The 16,160-nt window shown below is 67.5% G+C and carries 12 protein-coding genes; 3 read left to right on the top strand and 9 right to left on the bottom strand.

What is annotated here, in order from left to right:
* Positions 1–16: 16 nt before the first annotated feature.
* The 3 genes from SPHME3_RS0112550 to SPHME3_RS0112540 are packed head-to-tail and all read right to left on the bottom strand — an operon-like array spanning position 17 to position 4,211.
* The gene (locus SPHME3_RS0112550; RefSeq protein WP_017978808.1) at positions 17–1,453 is read right to left on the bottom strand and encodes an efflux transporter outer membrane subunit; all 1,437 of its coding nucleotides are present in this window, start codon (positions 1,451–1,453) and stop codon (positions 17–19) included.
* 8 nt (positions 1,454–1,461) lie between these two features.
* Positions 1,462–3,042 carry an MDR family MFS transporter gene (locus SPHME3_RS0112545; RefSeq protein WP_017978809.1) on the bottom strand — a complete coding sequence of 527 codons (1,581 nt, stop codon included), beginning with the start codon at positions 3,040–3,042 and terminating at the stop codon, positions 1,462–1,464.
* Positions 3,039–4,211: an HlyD family secretion protein gene (locus SPHME3_RS0112540; RefSeq protein WP_020486497.1), complete on the bottom strand. Its 1,173-nt coding sequence runs from the start codon at positions 4,209–4,211 to the stop codon at positions 3,039–3,041. Before SPHME3_RS0112540 ends, SPHME3_RS0112545 begins: the two co-directional genes overlap by 4 nt.
* 86 nt (positions 4,212–4,297) lie before the next feature.
* On the opposite strand from SPHME3_RS0112540, the gene SPHME3_RS0112535 reads away from it, so the two are divergent.
* Positions 4,298–4,738 (top strand): MarR family winged helix-turn-helix transcriptional regulator, encoded by a 441-nt coding sequence (locus SPHME3_RS0112535; protein ID WP_017978811.1) that lies wholly within the window; start codon positions 4,298–4,300, stop codon positions 4,736–4,738.
* Positions 4,739–4,834: 96 nt separating this feature from the next.
* Here the strand turns inward: SPHME3_RS0112535 and SPHME3_RS21360 are convergent, their stop codons facing one another.
* The 5 genes from SPHME3_RS21360 to SPHME3_RS0112510 all read right to left on the bottom strand — a co-directional run bounded on the left by SPHME3_RS21360 (position 4,835) and on the right by SPHME3_RS0112510 (position 10,289).
* A complete protein-coding gene (locus SPHME3_RS21360; protein ID WP_017978812.1) occupies positions 4,835–4,978 on the bottom strand; it encodes a hypothetical protein in 144 nt (47 codons plus the stop codon).
* A complete protein-coding gene (locus SPHME3_RS0112525) occupies positions 4,969–5,160 on the bottom strand; it encodes a YbdD/YjiX family protein (RefSeq protein ID WP_017978813.1) in 192 nt (63 codons plus the stop codon). The genes SPHME3_RS21360 and SPHME3_RS0112525 overlap by 10 nt, the downstream gene beginning before the upstream one ends.
* Positions 5,157–7,208 (bottom strand): carbon starvation CstA family protein, encoded by a 2,052-nt coding sequence (locus tag SPHME3_RS0112520; RefSeq protein ID WP_017978814.1) that lies wholly within the window; start codon positions 7,206–7,208, stop codon positions 5,157–5,159. Before SPHME3_RS0112520 ends, SPHME3_RS0112525 begins: the two co-directional genes overlap by 4 nt.
* Before the next feature lie 228 nt (positions 7,209–7,436).
* A complete protein-coding gene (gene acs / locus SPHME3_RS0112515) occupies positions 7,437–9,374 on the bottom strand; it encodes an acetate--CoA ligase (RefSeq protein WP_017978815.1) in 1,938 nt (645 codons plus the stop codon).
* 87 nt (positions 9,375–9,461) lie between these two features.
* Complete coding sequence (locus tag SPHME3_RS0112510) at positions 9,462–10,289, bottom strand: alpha/beta fold hydrolase (protein ID WP_020486498.1); 828 nt, start codon at positions 10,287–10,289, stop codon at positions 9,462–9,464.
* Positions 10,290–10,507: 218 nt separating this feature from the next.
* Here SPHME3_RS0112510 and SPHME3_RS0112505 point away from each other — a divergent pair, with 218 nt between their 5' ends.
* A complete protein-coding gene (locus tag SPHME3_RS0112505) occupies positions 10,508–12,238 on the top strand; it encodes a DUF885 domain-containing protein (RefSeq protein ID WP_017978817.1) in 1,731 nt (576 codons plus the stop codon).
* Between the two features lie 292 nt (positions 12,239–12,530).
* Here the strand turns inward: SPHME3_RS0112505 and SPHME3_RS0112500 are convergent, their stop codons facing one another.
* Positions 12,531–13,970 (bottom strand): MFS transporter, encoded by a 1,440-nt coding sequence (locus SPHME3_RS0112500; RefSeq protein ID WP_017978818.1) that lies wholly within the window; start codon positions 13,968–13,970, stop codon positions 12,531–12,533.
* Positions 13,971–14,016: 46 nt separating this feature from the next.
* Between SPHME3_RS0112500 and SPHME3_RS0112495 the strand changes: the two genes are divergently transcribed.
* Positions 14,017–16,125 carry a prolyl oligopeptidase family serine peptidase gene (locus SPHME3_RS0112495; RefSeq protein WP_017978819.1) on the top strand — a complete coding sequence of 703 codons (2,109 nt, stop codon included), beginning with the start codon at positions 14,017–14,019 and terminating at the stop codon, positions 16,123–16,125.
* Positions 16,126–16,160 lie beyond the last annotated feature (35 nt).

Raw genomic sequence — 16,160 nt, 5'->3', positions numbered from 1 at the left:
CCGGCCGGGGCCGCAGCTATCGCGCGGCCCCGGCCGGCGGCACCGGCGCCCAGCCGAGGCCCAGCGCCTTTTGCAGCGAGACGTAATCGCCGGTGAGCGCGGCGAGGCCCGCCGACAGATTCTGCTCTGCCGCGACGCGCTGGCGTTCCGCATCCAGCGTGTCGATCAGCGTCGCGGTGCCGGCCCGGAACCGCTGCTGCATCAGGGCCGCCGCGCGATCGGCGCTGGCCTTGCTGCGCATCAGGCTCGCCACCGTTTCGCGACGTCGGCCGAAGCGCGACAGCGAATCCTCCGCGTCGCGCAGCGCCGCGAGCACCGCGCCCCGATATTGCGCCTCCGCCTCGTCGCGCTGGCCCTTGGCCTGATCCACGCGCGCCCGGCCCCGGCCGAAATCGAGGAAATTCCACTGCAGCATCGGCGCGGCGATGCCGAGCAGCTTGTCCGGGCTGATGTCCGACAGGCGCGTGCCGCCGAGGCCGATGAGGCCCAGGATGTTGAGCCGCGGGAAGCGCGCCGCATTGGCAATGCCGACTTGCGCGGTGCGCTGCGCGAGCTGGCGTTCGGCGGCGCGGATATCGGGGCGGCGTTGCAGCAGCGCGGCGGGATCGCCGACCGCCACCGACGCGGGCGGCAGCGGCACCGGTGCGGACGCCGTCAGCTCGGCATCGAGCGCGCCCGGTTCCTGCCCCGTCAGCACGGCCAGCGCGTTCAGATAACTCTCGAGCTCGGCCTGCAACGGCACGATCTGCCCATTGGTCGCCTCAAGCTGTCCGGTCAGGCGCTCCACGTCGAGCGCGGAGGCGGCGCCCTGATCGAACCGCTGGCGGGTGAGGTCGAGCATGCGCTGCTGCATCTCAGCCGAACGGCGCGACAGCGCGATCCGCTGCTGCCGATCGCGCAGCGCGACATAGGCGTTGGCGACATCGGCGGTCAGGCTGACCTGCGCATCCGCGACATTGGCCTCCGCCGCCTGCGCCTGCGCACGCGCGGCTTCGACCTGTCGGCGCTGACCGCCGAACAGATCGACCTCCCAGCTCGCATCGAAGCCGAGGTTGTACAGGTCGACCGCGCTCGCGCCGGTATCGCCCTTACCCGTCAGGTCAATGCCGGGGATGCGGGCATGCGCATAGACGGCCGAGGCGTTCGCGCTAGGTGCCTGATTGGCGCGTTGCAGCCGCAGGCCGGCGCGGGCCTGACGCAGCCGAGCCTCCGCCACCGCGATAGTGGGATTGCCCGCCAGCGCCTGTTGCTCGAGCGCGGTCAGCGTCGGGTCGTTCAGCTGCGTCCACCAGTCGGCGACGGCCGGCGCCGCGTTGATGGTCGCAGGCCCCGCCCGCTTGAAGCCGGTGGTGCCGGTCGCATCGGCGAGCGTCTTAGGCGGGCCCGCATAATTGGGGCCGACGGTGCAGGCGCCGAGCAGTAGCGCCGGGACGAGAAGGGGGAGGGTACGCATCAATCGCCTCAATGCATCGCCGCCATCTTGCCTTGCGGCAGGGGGCGCAGGAACAGTACCAGCGGCACGACACAGCAGATGCCGACCGACAGCAGCCAGAACAGATCGTTATACGTCATCACCAGCGCCTCGCGCTGGATCGTGCCGCCGAGCGCCCGCAGCGCCGCGGCGGGATCGCCCAGCGCCCGCCCCGTCGCGGCAAGGTAGGATTGCAGGTCGATCGAGTTGGCGTTCAGCGTCTCGTCGATCCGGCGCGCATGCAGATAGCTGCGCTGGTCCTGCAGCGTCGCGATGCCCGCGAGCGCGAACGATCCTCCGATGTTGCGCGCTGCGCTGAACAGCCCGGCGGCATCGCCTGCCTCCGATGGCTTGACCGACGCGATCGCCGCCTGGTTGAGGAATACGAAGCCCAGGATCGTGCCGACCCCGCGCAACAGCTGCGAATCGGTGAAGGCGCTGCCCACCGAGTCCGCCGTCAGCGTCGTGTCGAGGTGGCAGCTCATCGCCATCAGCAACAGGCCGGACGCCACCGCCAGCCGGATGTCGAGATGCCGGATCATGATCGGCACCAGCGGCATCATCAGCAAGCTGGGGATGCCGCTCAGCAGCACGACCTTGCCCGATTGCAACGCGTTATAATCCGCGATCGCCGCGAGGAACTGCGGGATGACGTAGCTGCTGCCGTAGAGCACCATCCCGAGCACCAGGCCCATCGTCGCGACGCTGCCGAACTGGCGGTCAAGCAACAGGCGCAGCTTTACCACCGGGTTCTTGGCGATGAACTGACCTGCAATCAGCATGACGAGGCCGAGCACGGTCAGCGCGGTCAGCTTGATGATGAGCGCCGACTGAAACCATTGTTCGCGCTGCCCCTCTTCCAGCACGACCGTGAGGCCGCCGAGCCCGAGCGCCAGGCCGGCGATACCGAGCCAGTCGGCCTTCAGCAGCTCCTCCAGATGCGCCTTTTGATGCGGCAGACCGACGAGCAGCAGCACGAGCAGCACCGCACCGACCGGCACGTTGAGGAAGAAGGCGTAATGCCAGCTGACGTTTTCCGTCAGATAGCCGCCGATCAACGGCCCGAGTACGGGGCCCAGAATGGCGGTGACGCCAAACAAGGCGGTGCCGATCGGCTGCTGCGATCGCGGCAGACGGGTCGCGATGATCGTCATCGCGGTGGGGATCAGCGCGCCGCCAGTGATGCCTTGCCCGGCGCGGCCGACGATCATCATGCCGAGCGACGTCGACAGGCCGCACACCACCGAAAAGCCGGTGAACAGGATCGACGCGATCAGCAGGAAAGTGCGCAGGCCCAGCACCCGTTCCAGCCAGGCGGCGAGCGGAATGATGATGATCTCGGCGACGAGGTAGGATGTGGCGATCCACGTGCCCTCGGTCCCGCTCGCACCGATCTCGCCCTGAATGACGGGGAGCGCCGAATTGACGATCGAGATGTCGAGCGTCGCCATCAGCGCGCCGAGGCTGCCCGCCGCCACCGCCAGCCACGCGCCGAGGTCGGCCCGCTCCGGCGGCGCGTCGGCGTCCCGCTTTGGCGGCGCCGTGTCGGCGGGGAGCGCCGCGCTGCTCATTGCGCCCGGCGTTCGTTATGCTGGTCCTGCTCTTCACGGATGCGCTTCACGGCACCCTTGGCCGAGCGTGTGTCGACCGTCACGTCGGCAGACATGCCCGGGACGAGCAGGGCGCGCGTTTCGGGGCCGGCATCGATCGCGATGCGAACAGGAATGCGCTGGACAATCTTGGTGAAGTTGCCCGTCGCATTCTGCGGCGGCAGCAGCGAGAATTGCGCGCCGGTGCCCGGCGACACGCTCTGCACGTGGCCCTTGATCTCAACACCCGGCAGCGCATCGACCTCCAGCGTCACCGGCTGGCCGACCCGCATCAGGCCAAGCTGCGTTTCCTTGAAGTTCGCCTCGACGTACAGCTGCTTGACGGGCACGATCGACATCAGGCGCGTGCCGGCCTGCGCGAACTGGCCGACGCGCACCGTCTTGTCGCCGACGCGGCCGTCGATGCTGGCGCGCAGCACGGTCGCCCCCAGGTTGACGTTGGCCGCGGTCAGCTGCGCCCGGCTCGCTTCGCCCTGGGCGCGCGCCTGCTGCACTTGCGCCTGCAGCGTGCCGACGCGACGATTGGCGCTGGTCAGCGCCGCCTGCGCGGCCGCGACCTGCGAATCGGCCTGACGCGCCTGGTTTTGCAGCTGCGACAAACGCTCGCGAGTCTCCGCACCGGACGCCGCCAGCGGCTGATAGCGGGCCACTTCGGCATGGGCGAAGGCGGCATCGCTGCGCGCTGCAGTCAGATCGGCCTGCGCCTTGGTGATGGCTGCCTGCTGTTCGCGGATCTGGGCGCGCACGCCCTCCGCATTCGCCCGCGCGACATCGATTTGCGCCTCGACCTGCGCGGCCTGGGCGCGATAGTCGCGGGCATCGATGCGCAGCAGCGGCTGCCCGGCCTTAACCGCCTGATTATCGGCGACGAACACCTGGTCGACATAGCCCGACACCTTGGGCGCGATCGTGACCGCATCCGCCTGGATATAGGCGTCGTCGGTCGCCTGCATGAACTTGCCCACGCTCTGGTAGCGGACATACCACAGCACGCCGCCGATCACCGCGGCGGCGAGGACCAGCAACAGGATGATCCGCACCCGTGGGTTCTTCAGCGGCGACGGCTTCTCTGTTTCTGCATCGTCCTGCGAGTCGGAATGATCGTCCTGCGTCTGCTCGTGGTCTGCCATGCTCTTCATCTTTTCAGACTGCGTGAGGCACCCTCATGCTCGCACTTGCAGCATAGCGCAAGACCATTTAATGAGGGTCCTCATATATGGCATGCACCGAAAACCTCGCCTCCGACCTGTTCAGCCTGTTCCTGCGCATGCACCGGATGATGAACAAACGCCTCGCGGAGCAGGGTGCATCGCTGGCACGCACGAAATTGCTGCTGTTCCTCGACCGGCGCGGCCCATCCCGCGCGGCGGACATCGCGGATTTCTTCGATCAGGCGCCGCGCACGGTAACCGAGGCGATCGACGGGCTGGAGCGCGACGGCCTCGTCGTCCGGCGACCGCATCCCCACGATCGTCGCGTCAAGCATATCTCGATCACCGAAGCGGGCGGGCGCGTGCTGGGCGAGACCGAACCGCTGCGGCAGGAGCTGATCGGCAGCGTGTTCGGCGCGCTGAACGACGACGAGCAGGCCCAGCTGTCTGTGCTGTTCGGGAAACTGTCTGTGGCGCTCGACGCGCAGGACGCGTCGGCCAACTGACGCACAATCCGGGCTATTTCCTTCCGATCCGGCCCATGTTATCCTTCGCCGGTCGCGCAACGACGCGATCGACAGGAGAGGTGCTATGGACCGGTATCAACCGACCTTGTGCCAATGCGGATTCGGAATACTGTGCTGCGCCAGCGGCATGGCGGCTTCGATCTGTGCGGTGACGTTCCTGCTGCTCGGCTGACCGCCGGCAGCGTCATGGCCGAAACCTTCGCTGCGCGTCAGCAGCAACGCCCGCCGTTGCGCCCGCCGTACCGGGCTTGCTGCCGGTCGCGAAAAAACGCGCTTTTGCTCATGACCGGCCGGTCCGGATGCGCCTCCGCCATATGCGCCCGGTATGTCTCGTAGGACGGCATGCCCACCAGCAGGTGCAGCGCATCGCGGAGCGTCCGGAGCGTGCGGGTGATCGTCACGCCGCCGCTTCCACGGTCGCCGGAAGTTCGCTGACCGAGGGCGCGTCGATCCGTCGCGCCGCCAGGCACGTGCGAACGCCATATGCCACGATCGAAACGACCACCGCCAGGAACAGCGCGCACAGCGCCGCGTCGATCCGGTCGTTCATCACGATCCGCTGCATCTCGGCCAGCGACTTCGCCGGCGCCAGCACCTCGCCGCGCGATGCAGCATCGGCGAAGCGGCTGGCATGAGCGAGGAAGCCGACACGCGGATCCGACGCGAACAATTTCATCAGGCTGGCGGTGACGGTGCAGAGCACCAGCCAGCTCGCGGGCAGGATCGTGACCCAGGCGTAGCGCTGCCGCTTCATGCGGAACAGCACGACCGTCGCCAGCGTCAGCGCGACCGCCGCGAGCATCTGGTTCGAAATGCCGAACAGCGGCCACAGCGTGTTCACGCCGCCCAAGGGATCGGTGACGCCTTGATAGAGGAAGAACCCCCAGGCCGCGACGCACAGACCCGTGCCGGTTAGACCCGGCACGATGGACGTCGCGTTGCGGAAGCTCGGCACCGCCAGCCCGATCAGATCCTGCAACATGAAGCGCCCGGCACGAGTGCCGGCGTCGACCGCGGTCAGGATGAACAGCGCCTCGAACAGGATCGCGAAATGATACCAGAAGGCCATCATCTCACGCCCGCCGATCAGCCGACTGAAGATATGCGCCATGCCGACCGCCAACGTAGGCGCGCCGCCTGCGCGGCTGATGATCGTCGTTTCGCCGACATCCTTCGCGGTCGCGGCGATCGTATCCGCGCTGACGGCAAAGCCCATCTTGGTGACCGCGGCGGATGCGCTGGCGGGATCGGTGCCGACGACCGCGGCGGGGCTGTTCATCGTGAAATAGACGCCCGGATCGATCACCGATGCCGCGACCAGCGCCATGATCGCGACGAAGCTTTCCATCAGCATCGCGCCATAGCCGATGAAGCGGGCATCGCCCTCGCTCGCGATCAGCTTGGGCGTCGTGCCGCTGGCGATCAGCGCGTGGAAGCCTGACACCGCGCCGCAGGCGATGGTGATGAACAGGAACGGGAACAACGACCCCGACCAAACCGGCCCGCTGCCGTCAATGAACTGGGTCAGCGCCGGCATGCGTAGCGGCGGGGCGACGACCACGATGCCGATTGCGAGCGCGGCGATCGCGCCGATCTTGAGGAAGGTCGACAGGTAATCGCGCGGCGCGAGGAGGAGCCACACCGGCAGCAGTGCGGCGATGGCGCCATAGCCGATCAGGATCCAGCACAGCTGAACCGGCGTATAGGTGAACCACGGCGCCAGCGTCGCCGATTCTGCGACATTCTGGCCGTAGACGATCGCAAGGATCAGGCCGACCAGTCCCAGCAGCGACACCTCGCCGATCCGTCCCGGCCGAATCCAGCGCGTATAGACGCCCATCAGCAGCGCGAGCGGGATGGTGGCGGCGACGGTGAACAGGCCCCAGGGACTGCCCGCGAGCGCGCGCACGACGATCAGCGCCAGCACCGCCAGGATGATCACCATGATCATGAAGGCGCCGAACAGCGCGATCGTGCCCGGCACCGCGCCCATCTCCATGCGGATCAGCTCGCCGAGCGAGCGCCCGTCACGCCGCATCGACAGGAACAGCACCATGAAGTCCTGCACCGCCCCCGCCAGCACGACGCCAGCGAGCAGCCACAGCATGCCCGGTAGATAGCCCATCTGCGCCGCCAGCACCGGCCCGACGAGCGGCCCTGCGCCGGCGATCGCCGCGAAATGATGGCCGAACAGCACGCGCCGGTCGGTGGGGACGAAATCGAGACCGTCGGGATGACGCACCGCCGGGGTGGGGCGGGCGGGGTCGATACCGACGATCTTGGCGAGATAGAGCGCGTAGAAGCGATAGGCGATCAGATAGACGGAGACCGCCGCGACGACGATCCAGACGGCGTTCACCGCCTCGCCCCGCGCCGTCGCCACTACGCCCAGCGCCGCTGCCCCGACCAGTGCGAGGACGATCCAGCCGATCCTGCTAGCGATGCCCATCCGTCTGTCTCCCTTTGCGGGAGATGCGTAGAGGGCGAGGGCAGGAGGGGCAACCGGCAGGCGCGTTACGTTGCGTTACAGTCGCCCCAAGTGCCCGTCAGCCCGGACGTGTTCCGGGGTCCACTCCGCGGCGAGGGGCATGGCAAGAGGCTCGAGCGTTGCCCTCGCCGCGCGGTGGACCCCGGAACGAGTCCGGGGTGACGGTGTGGGTGGGACGACCGCGCCGCCTCACCCCACCCGGTTCACCACCAGATCGTCCACCACCGCCGGGTCCGCCAGCGTCGACGTATCGCCCAGGCTCGACACATCGCCCTCGGCGATCTTGCGCAGGATGCGGCGCATGATCTTGCCCGATCGCGTCTTGGGCAGTGCGGGCGCGAACTGGAGCTTGTCGGGCGTTGCGATCGGCCCGATCTCCTGCCGCACCCAGGCGACCAGCGCCTTGTGCAGCTCGTCCGAACCCTCGCGGCCGGCGTTCAGCGTCACGTAGGCGTAGATGCCCTGACCCTTGACGTCATGCGGCATGCCGACGACCGCGGCCTCCGCCACCGCCTCATGCAGCACCAGCGCGCTCTCGACTTCGGCAGTGCCCATCCGGTGACCGCTGACGTTGATGACGTCATCGACGCGGCCGGTGATCCAATAGTAACCGTCCGCGTCACGGCGGCAGCCGTCTCCGGTGAAATAGCTGCCCTTGTAGGTGGTGAAATAGGTCTGGAAGAACCGCTCGGCATCGCCCCACACGCCGCGCATCTGACCCGGCCAGCTTTCGGTGATGCACAGGTTGCCCTGCGCTTCTCCGACCAACGGGCTGCCCTGATCGTCAACCAGTTGCAGCGTCACGCCCGGCAGCGGCTTGGCGGCAGAGCCCGGCTTCATCGGCACCGCACCGGGGATCGGCGCGATCATGATGCCGCCCGTTTCGGTCTGCCACCAGGCATCGACGATCGGCGCACGGCCTTCGCCGACGACGTCGTGATACCAGCGCCACGCCTCCGGGTTGATCGGCTCGCCGACCGATCCCAGCACCTTCAGCGAACTGCGGTCGGTCTTGCGGACGAAATCGTCGCCCTCCTTCATCAGCGCGCGCAGCGCCGTAGGGGCGGTGAACAGCGTGTCGACCTTATGCCGGTCGACAACCTGCCAGATGCGGCTGGCGTCAGGCCAGGTCGGCAGGCCTTCGAACATCACCGTCGTCGCCCGGTTCGCGAGCGGCCCGTAGAGGATGTACGTGTGGCCCGTCACCCAGCCGATATCGGCCGCGCACCAGAAGATCTGGCCGGGCTTGTAGTCGAACGCGATCTGATGAGTGAGGCTCGCCCACAGCAGATACCCGCCCGAGGTGTGCATCACCCCCTTGGGCTTGCCGGTCGAACCGCTGGTGTAGAGGATGAACAGCGGGTACTCGGCGTCCATCTCCTCCGCCGGGCAGTCGGTGCCGACTGCCGCCGCCGCGTCGTGATACCAGACGTCGCGCTCGCCCATCGGCACATCGGCGCCCGTCGCCTTGACGACGATGACCTTTTCGAGGCTAGGCGCGCGCGCCGCTGCTTCGTCGACGCAGGCCTTCAGCTTGATCCGCTTGCCGCCGCGCCGGCCCTCGTCGGCGGTGATCACGATGCGCGATCCGCAATCCTCGATCCGGCCCGCCAGTGCGTCCGCCGAAAAGCCCCCGAACACCACCGAATGGATCGCGCCGATCCGCGCGCAGGCGAGCGCCGCATAGGCCGCCTCCGGGATCATCGGCATGTAGAGGGTGACGCGATCGCCCTTGCCGACACCCTGGCTCTTCAGCACGTTCGCGAAGCGGCAGACCTCAGCATGCAGGTCGCGATAGGTGATGTGCCGCGCCTCTTCGGTCGGCACGTCGGGTTCCCAGATGATCGCCACCGTGTCGCCATGCGCGGCCAGATGCCGATCGATGCAATTGGCCGCGACGTTCAGTTTGCCGTCGGCGAACCATTTGATGTGGAAATCGGCCTCGGCGAACGACCAGTCGCCGGCGATCGTGGGCGTGCGCGTCCAATCGAGGCGCTTGGTCGCCTGATCCAGCCAGAAGCCGCCGGGGTTGCTCGTCGCCGCTTCGTACAACTCGGCATAGGTCTTGGGGTTGAGGCTGGCGTTGGTCCAATCGCCGGTGATTGGATAGATTTCTGGATCGGTCATCACGCTCCCCAACTCAAAACCGCGGGCACCTCCTCGGCGCCCGCGGCACTGCTTACCGATGCATCTCGCCCGGCGCCAGCCGTAGCGTCAGCGGCCGAGGAAGGTCAGCAGATCGTTGGTCAGTCGGTCCCCATGCGTGGCGAACAGGCCGTGGGGGGCGCCGTCATATTCCACCAGCTGGCTGTCCGCGATCGCCTCTGCCGCGGCGCGACCGGTGGCATCGATCGGCACCGTCACGTCGGACGTGCCGTGGATGATCAGAGTCGGCACGCGGAAGGCGCTGAGGTCGGGGCGGAAATCGGTGTGGCCGAACGCCTCGGCGCAGGCGAGCGTCGGTTTCAGTCCGGCCTGCATCGCGGTCGCCGTCGCCGCATCCAGCACCGCATCGCTCACCGGATGGCTGATCACGCCCACGCCGAAGAACTGCTTGAAGAAGGTGCTGCGGAAGAAGTGCGCCCGATCCTTCTGGATGTTCTCGCCGATCTCGGCCAGATCCGCCTCGGCGACGCCATTCGGATTGTCCTCGGTCTTCAGCATATAGGGGACGACCGATCCGACCAGCGCGGCGGCGATCACGCCCTTGCCGCCATGACGGCTCATGTAGCGCGCGACCTCGCCGCCGCCCATCGAGAAGCCGACCAGCGTCGCGTCGCTGTCCGCGCCGGTGGCGGCCATCACGTCGGCCAGATCGTCGGCGAGCGTGTCGTAATCATAGCCGCTCCACGGCTGACCCGACCGTCCGAACCCACGCCGGTCATAGGCGATCGCGCGGAAGCCCGCGTCCGCCAGCGCCATCATCTGCGGGTCCCAGCTGTCCGCCGACAACGGCCAGCCATGGATCAGGATCACGGGCCGGCCCGAGCCCCAGTCCTTGACGTAAATATCGGTGCCGTCGCGCGTTTTGATATAGGGCATGGCGATCATCCTCTCAGGCAATGCGCTGCACCAACGAGGCGGATCGGGCGGCCGTTCCGCAACTTAGATCACATTTCCGCGCAACCGCACGGATAGCCATCGGCGGCTGAAGGGGGTGGCGTCATCAGGTCCGGCCTGTCAGGATCGGCCGCGACAAGCGCCGGAATGGCGGAGTGGAGACGGATATGACGGTGAGGGTCAGGGCATCGCTGTTGGCGATGGCGATTGCGGCAACGGTATCGGCAGGCTGTTCGCGTGGCGCGGCGCCGGCCGCCAACCAGACGGCCACCGCGCCCGCGCCGAAGCCCGTCGCCACCCCCAGCAATTGGGCGCGCTTTCGCGACGGCTTCATCGAAAGCTGGTTCCGGATCGATCCCGCCTTCGCGGTGTATGAAGGCCGCCACGATTTCGACGGTCAGCTGCCCGACTGGAGCGCGGCGGGGCTGAAGCGCCAGTCCGAATTCCTGCACCAGACGATCGATCGCGCCAAGGCGTTCGGCGACGCCGATCTATCGCCGCAGGATCGGTTCGAGCGCGACTATCTGGTGCGCGTTGCGGAGGGCAAGCTGTTCTGGCTCGACGACGCCGACCAGCCGCATAGCAACCCGACCTATTATGTCGGCGGCGGCCTCGACCCCAACGTCTATATCGCGCGGCCCTATGCCGATGCGCCGACGCGGATGAAGGCGGTGATCGCCTTCCTGCAACGCGTGCCGGCGGCGGTCGGCAACATCCGCGCAAACCTGAAGACGCCGATGCCCTTATCGTTCGTGAATTACGGGGTGGCCGGCTTTAACGGCTTTGCCGATTATTACGGCGGCGACGCGGTGAAGGCCTTCGCCGACGTCGACGATCCCGCGCTGCAGGATCAGCTCAAGACCGCCTCCGCCGCCGCCAGCGAGGCAATGCGCGGCCTCGGGACGTGGCTGGCGTCGCAGCGCGGCAGCGCGACTCAGGATTTCGCGCTCGGCGCCGATCGCTTCCAGCGAATGGTCCGCGCGACCGAGGGCGTCGACGCCTCGCTCGACCAGCTCGAGGCGGCGGGTCGCGCCGACCTGAAGCGCAATCAGGACGCACTTACCGCCGCCTGCGCGCTCTACGCCAAGGGCAAGACGATCCCGCAGTGCATCGACAAGATGAACGCCGACAAGGCGCCCGACGGCCCGGTCGCCGAAGCCCGCCGCCAGATCCCCGAGTTGCGCGCCTTCGTCGTCAAGCACGACCTCGTGACCATTCCTGGCACCGAAGAGGCCAAGGTCGAGGAAAGCCCGCCCTACAACCGTCAGAATTCCGCCTATATCGATCCCGCGGGGCCGTTCGAGAAGAACGTGCCGTCAGTCTATTACATCTCGCCGCCCGATCCGGCGTGGGACAAGAAAACGCAGGATGCCTTCGTGCCGGGGCGCAAGGACCTGCTGTTCACCTCGATCCATGAGGTGATGCCGGGGCACTTCCTCCAGTTCCTGCATTCGAACCGGGCCAAATCGCCGATCGGTCGCCTGTTCGTCGGCTACGCCTTTGCCGAAGGGTGGGCGCATTACGCCGAAGAGATGATGTGGGAGGCCGGCATCGACAACGGCAAGCCCGAAACGCACATCGGTCAGCTCAGCAACGCGCTGCTGCGCGACTGCCGCTTCCTGTCCGCCATCGGCCTTCACGCACGCGGCATGACCCAGGCGCAGAGCCTCCAGATGTTCCGCGAACAATGCTATCAGGACGAAGGCAATGCGCGCCAACAGGCGGCCCGCGGCACCTACGATCCCGCGTATCTCAATTACACGATGGGCAAGCTGCTGATCCGCAAGCTCCGCGACGACTGGACCGCCAGCCGTGGCGGACCAAAGGCGTGGAAGGCCTTCCACGATCAATTCCTCAGCTACGGCGGCCCGGCGATCCCGCTCGTCCGCCAGCAGATGATGGGTGAGGACACCGCCCGGGCGGTGTTCTGATCGTGCCTCACCCGTCACCCCGAGCTTGACCCGGGGTCCCGCTGCTTCCGCGCATCGGGTTTAAAAGCGGGGCCCCGGCTCTTCGGCCGGGGTGACGGGATGCGCTCTGATGCCCCACCGCGACCCAGGCCGCGGTCTGATCTCACAATTCCTCCCTCGCTTCAGCGGGGGAGGGGGACCGTTCGCGCCAGCGAATGGTGGAGGGGGCGTTTCCGCACACGCCGAGTTCGCGGCATCTTCCCCCTCCGCAGCTTCGCTGCCACCTCCCCCTGGCGGGGGAGGACTGCACGATTTACCGCGACACCTGTGTCCCCGGCTGCTCGTCCTCCGCCTCGTCGCTGCGCGGATTGCGGATCGACGGGCGCAGTCGCGCAAGGCTGCACAGGCCCGCCACCAGCGCCAGTCCCGCAGCGACCAGCGGCGGGGTCGACGTCGCACCCACGCCCATCGCCAGCAGGGCCGCGACCAGCGTGGCGCCGGTCGTCTGGCCGACCAGCCGCACCGTGCCGACCAGTCCGCCTGCGGCCGCCGCCCGCTCGCGCGGGGCGGATCCGATGATCAGCCGCGCATTGGGCGGTAGGAACAGCCCGAACCCAGACCCGCACAGCGCCATCCGCCACGCGATATCGACATAGGTCGCATCCGCCGGCAGCAGCGCGATCAGCGCCAGCGCGACGATCGATACCGCCATGCCGATGCCGCCGAGCAACCCCGCGGGCACGCGGTCGGACAGCCAACCCGCCAGCGGCGCGACGATCATGTTGGTCAGCGGCCACGGCGCGATCGCCGCGCCCACCGCAGCTGCGCTCCAACCATAACCGTGCGTCAGCCGAAACGGCGTCGACAGCAGCAGCGTCATCGAGGCGGTGAAGGCCGTATAGGCGCCGATCGCCGACAGCGCGATCACGGGCTTCGCCAGCAGGTCGACCGGCAGGATCGGCTTGGCTTCGCCCCGCTCGCGGCGGATGAACACCCAGCCGATCGCAGCGCCAACCGCGACGATCGCGGCAGAGACGACCGGACTGTCGCCATGCACCGCACTCTCCGCCCCGGAAATGACCAGGCCGATCATGCTCGCGCACATCACCGCACCCAGCACGTCGAACGGTTCCTTGCGCGGCTGCGGCGCGGGCAGTGCGCGGCCGAGGACCAGGCTGATGATCGCAAAGGGCACCGCGCTCGCGAACACCCATGGCCAAGGCGCGATCCCCAGCACCAGCCCGCCCAAGGTCGGTGCCAGCGCCGCCGAGCTCGACACGACGACCGAATTGATGCCGAGGCCCCGGCCGAGCTGCGACGAGGGATAGATCGAGCGGATCAGCGCCGACGACACGCTCAACGCCGCCGCTGCGCCCAAGGCCTGCGCCGCCCGCACCACCAGCAGGAACGGCAGGCTTTTGGCGAAGAAGCACAGCACCGTCGCCACGGTGAACAGCAGCTGCCCGAACTGATAGGTGCGCTTCAGTCCGAACCGGTCGCCGAGGCCTGCGAAGGGCAGGATCATCATCGCGAGGATCAGCTGATAGACGGTGACCACCGATACAACCGCGCTGCTGCCGACGTGCAGGTCCGTCGCGATCGTCGGCAGCGCGACCGTGGCGATGCCGCCATCGATGATCGTCAGCGCGGTGCCGGCCGAAATCGCCCCGATCGCCACGAAGCGGCGGGGCAGGGGCAGGCCATCGCCGCTTTCGCGTGCCGGTGCCTTGCCCGTGGAGCCATTGCCCGGCACAACTGGTGCATCGCTGCTCGTAGTACCCTTGGGAGATTGTACCCCGATGATCGTCCGCACGCTGCTGATCGCCTCCACCATGCTTGCCGCGACCTCCGCCTTCGCGCAGAGCACGCCCGTGACCGATACCGATCCCTATATCTGGCTGGAAGACAAGGACGGCGCCAAGCCGCTCGCCTGGGTCGAGGCCGAAAACGCCCGCACGCTGCCCCGGTTGCAGAACGATCCGCGCTACAAGGGCTTTTACGCCGACGCGCTGGCGATTGCCTCTGCCAAGGATCGCATCCCGATGCCGAACCAGCTGTTCGGTCGCATCTACAATTTCTGGCGCGACGCCGATCATCCGCAGGGCATCTGGCGCTGGACGAGCGAGGCGGATTACGCCGCGCCCCAGCCCAAATGGACCGTCGCGCTCGATCTCGACGCGCTATCGAAGGCCGAGGGCAAGAAGTGGGTGTGGAAGGGCGCAAGCTGCCTCCATCCCGAAGAGCGCCTCTGCCTCGTGGCATTGTCCGAAGGCGGCGAGGACGCGATCAGCTACCGCGAGTTCGATCTGGCGACGGGGCAGTTCGTGCCCGGCGGCTTCTCGCTCCCCAAGTCGAAGCAGGGCGCGAGCTGGCTCGACAAGGATACGTTGCTCGTCAGCCGCGACTGGGGCGCCGGCACGATGACCGGATCAAGCTATCCCTTCGTCGTTAAGATGGTGAAACGCGGGCAACCGCTGGATGCCGCCAAGGAAATCTTCCGCGGCGCGCCGACCGATCAGCTCGGCACCTATGCCGGCGTGATCACCGACGGGCAGGGCCATCGTCTGGTCACGATCGAGCGCCGCACCACTTTCTTCGGCGGCGAGACGCATGTCTGGACGCCAGAGGGCACGAAGAAGCTCGACATTCCGGCGCGGACCTTCCCCGCCGGTATGGTCGCCGGGCAGGTGCTGTTCCAGACCAGCGACCCCTGGGGCGCCGTTGCCGCCGGCTCGGTCGCCTCGGCCCCGCTTGCCATGGTCGAAAGCGGCCGGGTGACCCCGACGATCTTGTTCGCGCCCAATCCACGTCAATCGGTGGACGAGGTCGTGACGACCAAGGACCATGTCGTCCTGATCTACAACGACAATGTGCGCGGGCGCGCAGCGGTCTACACGCCGGGCAAGGCGGGCTGGACAGCGCGGCCGATCGCCTTGCCGGACAACGTCTCGCTCGGCGTCGCCAGTGCCGACGATCGCAGCGACCATGGCTATATGACCGTCACCGGCTTCCTGACGCCGACGACGCTGCTGCCGCTCGACGCCGCGACGGCGAGCGTCGGCAAGCCGGTCAAGACGCTGCCGCCCAAGTTCGATTCGGCGGGTCTGGTGGTCGAGCAGCATGAGGCGACCTCGACCGACGGCACCAAGGTCCCGTATTTCATCGTCCACCATAAGGATATTCCGCTCAACGGCAGCACGCCGACGATCATGACGGCCTACGGCGGCTTCGAGCTGCCGATGCTGCCCGCCTATTCGGCGATCACCGGCAAATTGTGGCTGGAGCGCGGCGGCTCCTACGTGCTCGCCAACATCCGTGGCGGCGGCGAATTCGGTCCCGCCTGGCACGATGCCGGTCGCAAGACCAAGCGCCAGATCATCTACGACGATTTCGCCAGCGTCGCGAAGGCACTGTTCGCGCGCAAACTGACCAGCCCGCAGGAGCTGGGCATCTACGGCGGCTCGAACGGGGGCCTGCTGATGGGTGTCGAGTTCAACCAGCACCCTGACCTGTGGAAGGCGGTGACGATCCAGGTCCCGCTGCTCGACATGATGCGCTACGAACAGATCGAAGCGGGTAAGTCCTGGGTCGACGAATATGGCTCGGTCGACGTGCCGGCGGAAAAGGCGTTCCTCCGCACGATCTCGCCCTATCAGAATATCAAGAAGGGGGTGGCGTACCCCGAACCCTATATCTGGACGACGACCAAGGACGACCGCGTCGGCCCGCAGCATGCCCGCAAGTTCGCGGCGCGCCTGAAGGAATACGGCCTGCCGTATCTGTTCTACGAAGACACCGCCGGCGGCCATTCGGGCGATGCCGACATCGAACAGGGTGCGCGTCTGCAAGCGCTGCAGATGACCTATTTCGCGCAGAAGCTGATGGGTCCGGCGCAGCCCGCAAAATAATCGCCGCTGCCTCCCCGGTTTCGGCCGGGGAGCCT

Source organism: Sphingomonas melonis DAPP-PG 224, assembly GCF_000379045.1.
GTDB lineage: Bacteria > Pseudomonadota > Alphaproteobacteria > Sphingomonadales > Sphingomonadaceae > Sphingomonas > Sphingomonas aquatilis.
The sequence above is the reverse complement of the archived record's forward strand: the minus strand, read 5'-3'. Positions and strand labels throughout refer to the sequence as shown.

What these genes read in the sequence shown, in the direction of transcription:
- SPHME3_RS0112550 (WP_017978808.1), bottom strand. Translation starts at nt 1,453, where the DNA reads ATGCGTACCCTCCCCCTTCTCGTCCCGGCGCTACTGCTCGGCGCCTGC.
- SPHME3_RS0112545 (WP_017978809.1), bottom strand. Translation starts at nt 3,042, where the DNA reads ATGAGCAGCGCGGCGCTCCCCGCCGACACGGCGCCGCCAAAGCGGGAC.
- SPHME3_RS0112540 (WP_020486497.1), bottom strand. Translation starts at nt 4,211, where the DNA reads ATGGCAGACCACGAGCAGACGCAGGACGATCATTCCGACTCGCAGGAC.
- SPHME3_RS0112535 (WP_017978811.1), top strand. Translation starts at nt 4,298, where the DNA reads ATGGCATGCACCGAAAACCTCGCCTCCGACCTGTTCAGCCTGTTCCTG.
- SPHME3_RS0112520 (WP_017978814.1), bottom strand. Translation starts at nt 7,208, where the DNA reads ATGGGCATCGCTAGCAGGATCGGCTGGATCGTCCTCGCACTGGTCGGG.
- acs (WP_017978815.1), bottom strand. Translation starts at nt 9,374, where the DNA reads ATGACCGATCCAGAAATCTATCCAATCACCGGCGATTGGACCAACGCC.
- SPHME3_RS0112510 (WP_020486498.1), bottom strand. Translation starts at nt 10,289, where the DNA reads ATGCCCTATATCAAAACGCGCGACGGCACCGATATTTACGTCAAGGAC.
- SPHME3_RS0112505 (WP_017978817.1), top strand. Translation starts at nt 10,508, where the DNA reads ATGGCGATTGCGGCAACGGTATCGGCAGGCTGTTCGCGTGGCGCGGCG.
- SPHME3_RS0112495 (WP_017978819.1), top strand. Translation starts at nt 14,017, where the DNA reads ATGATCGTCCGCACGCTGCTGATCGCCTCCACCATGCTTGCCGCGACC.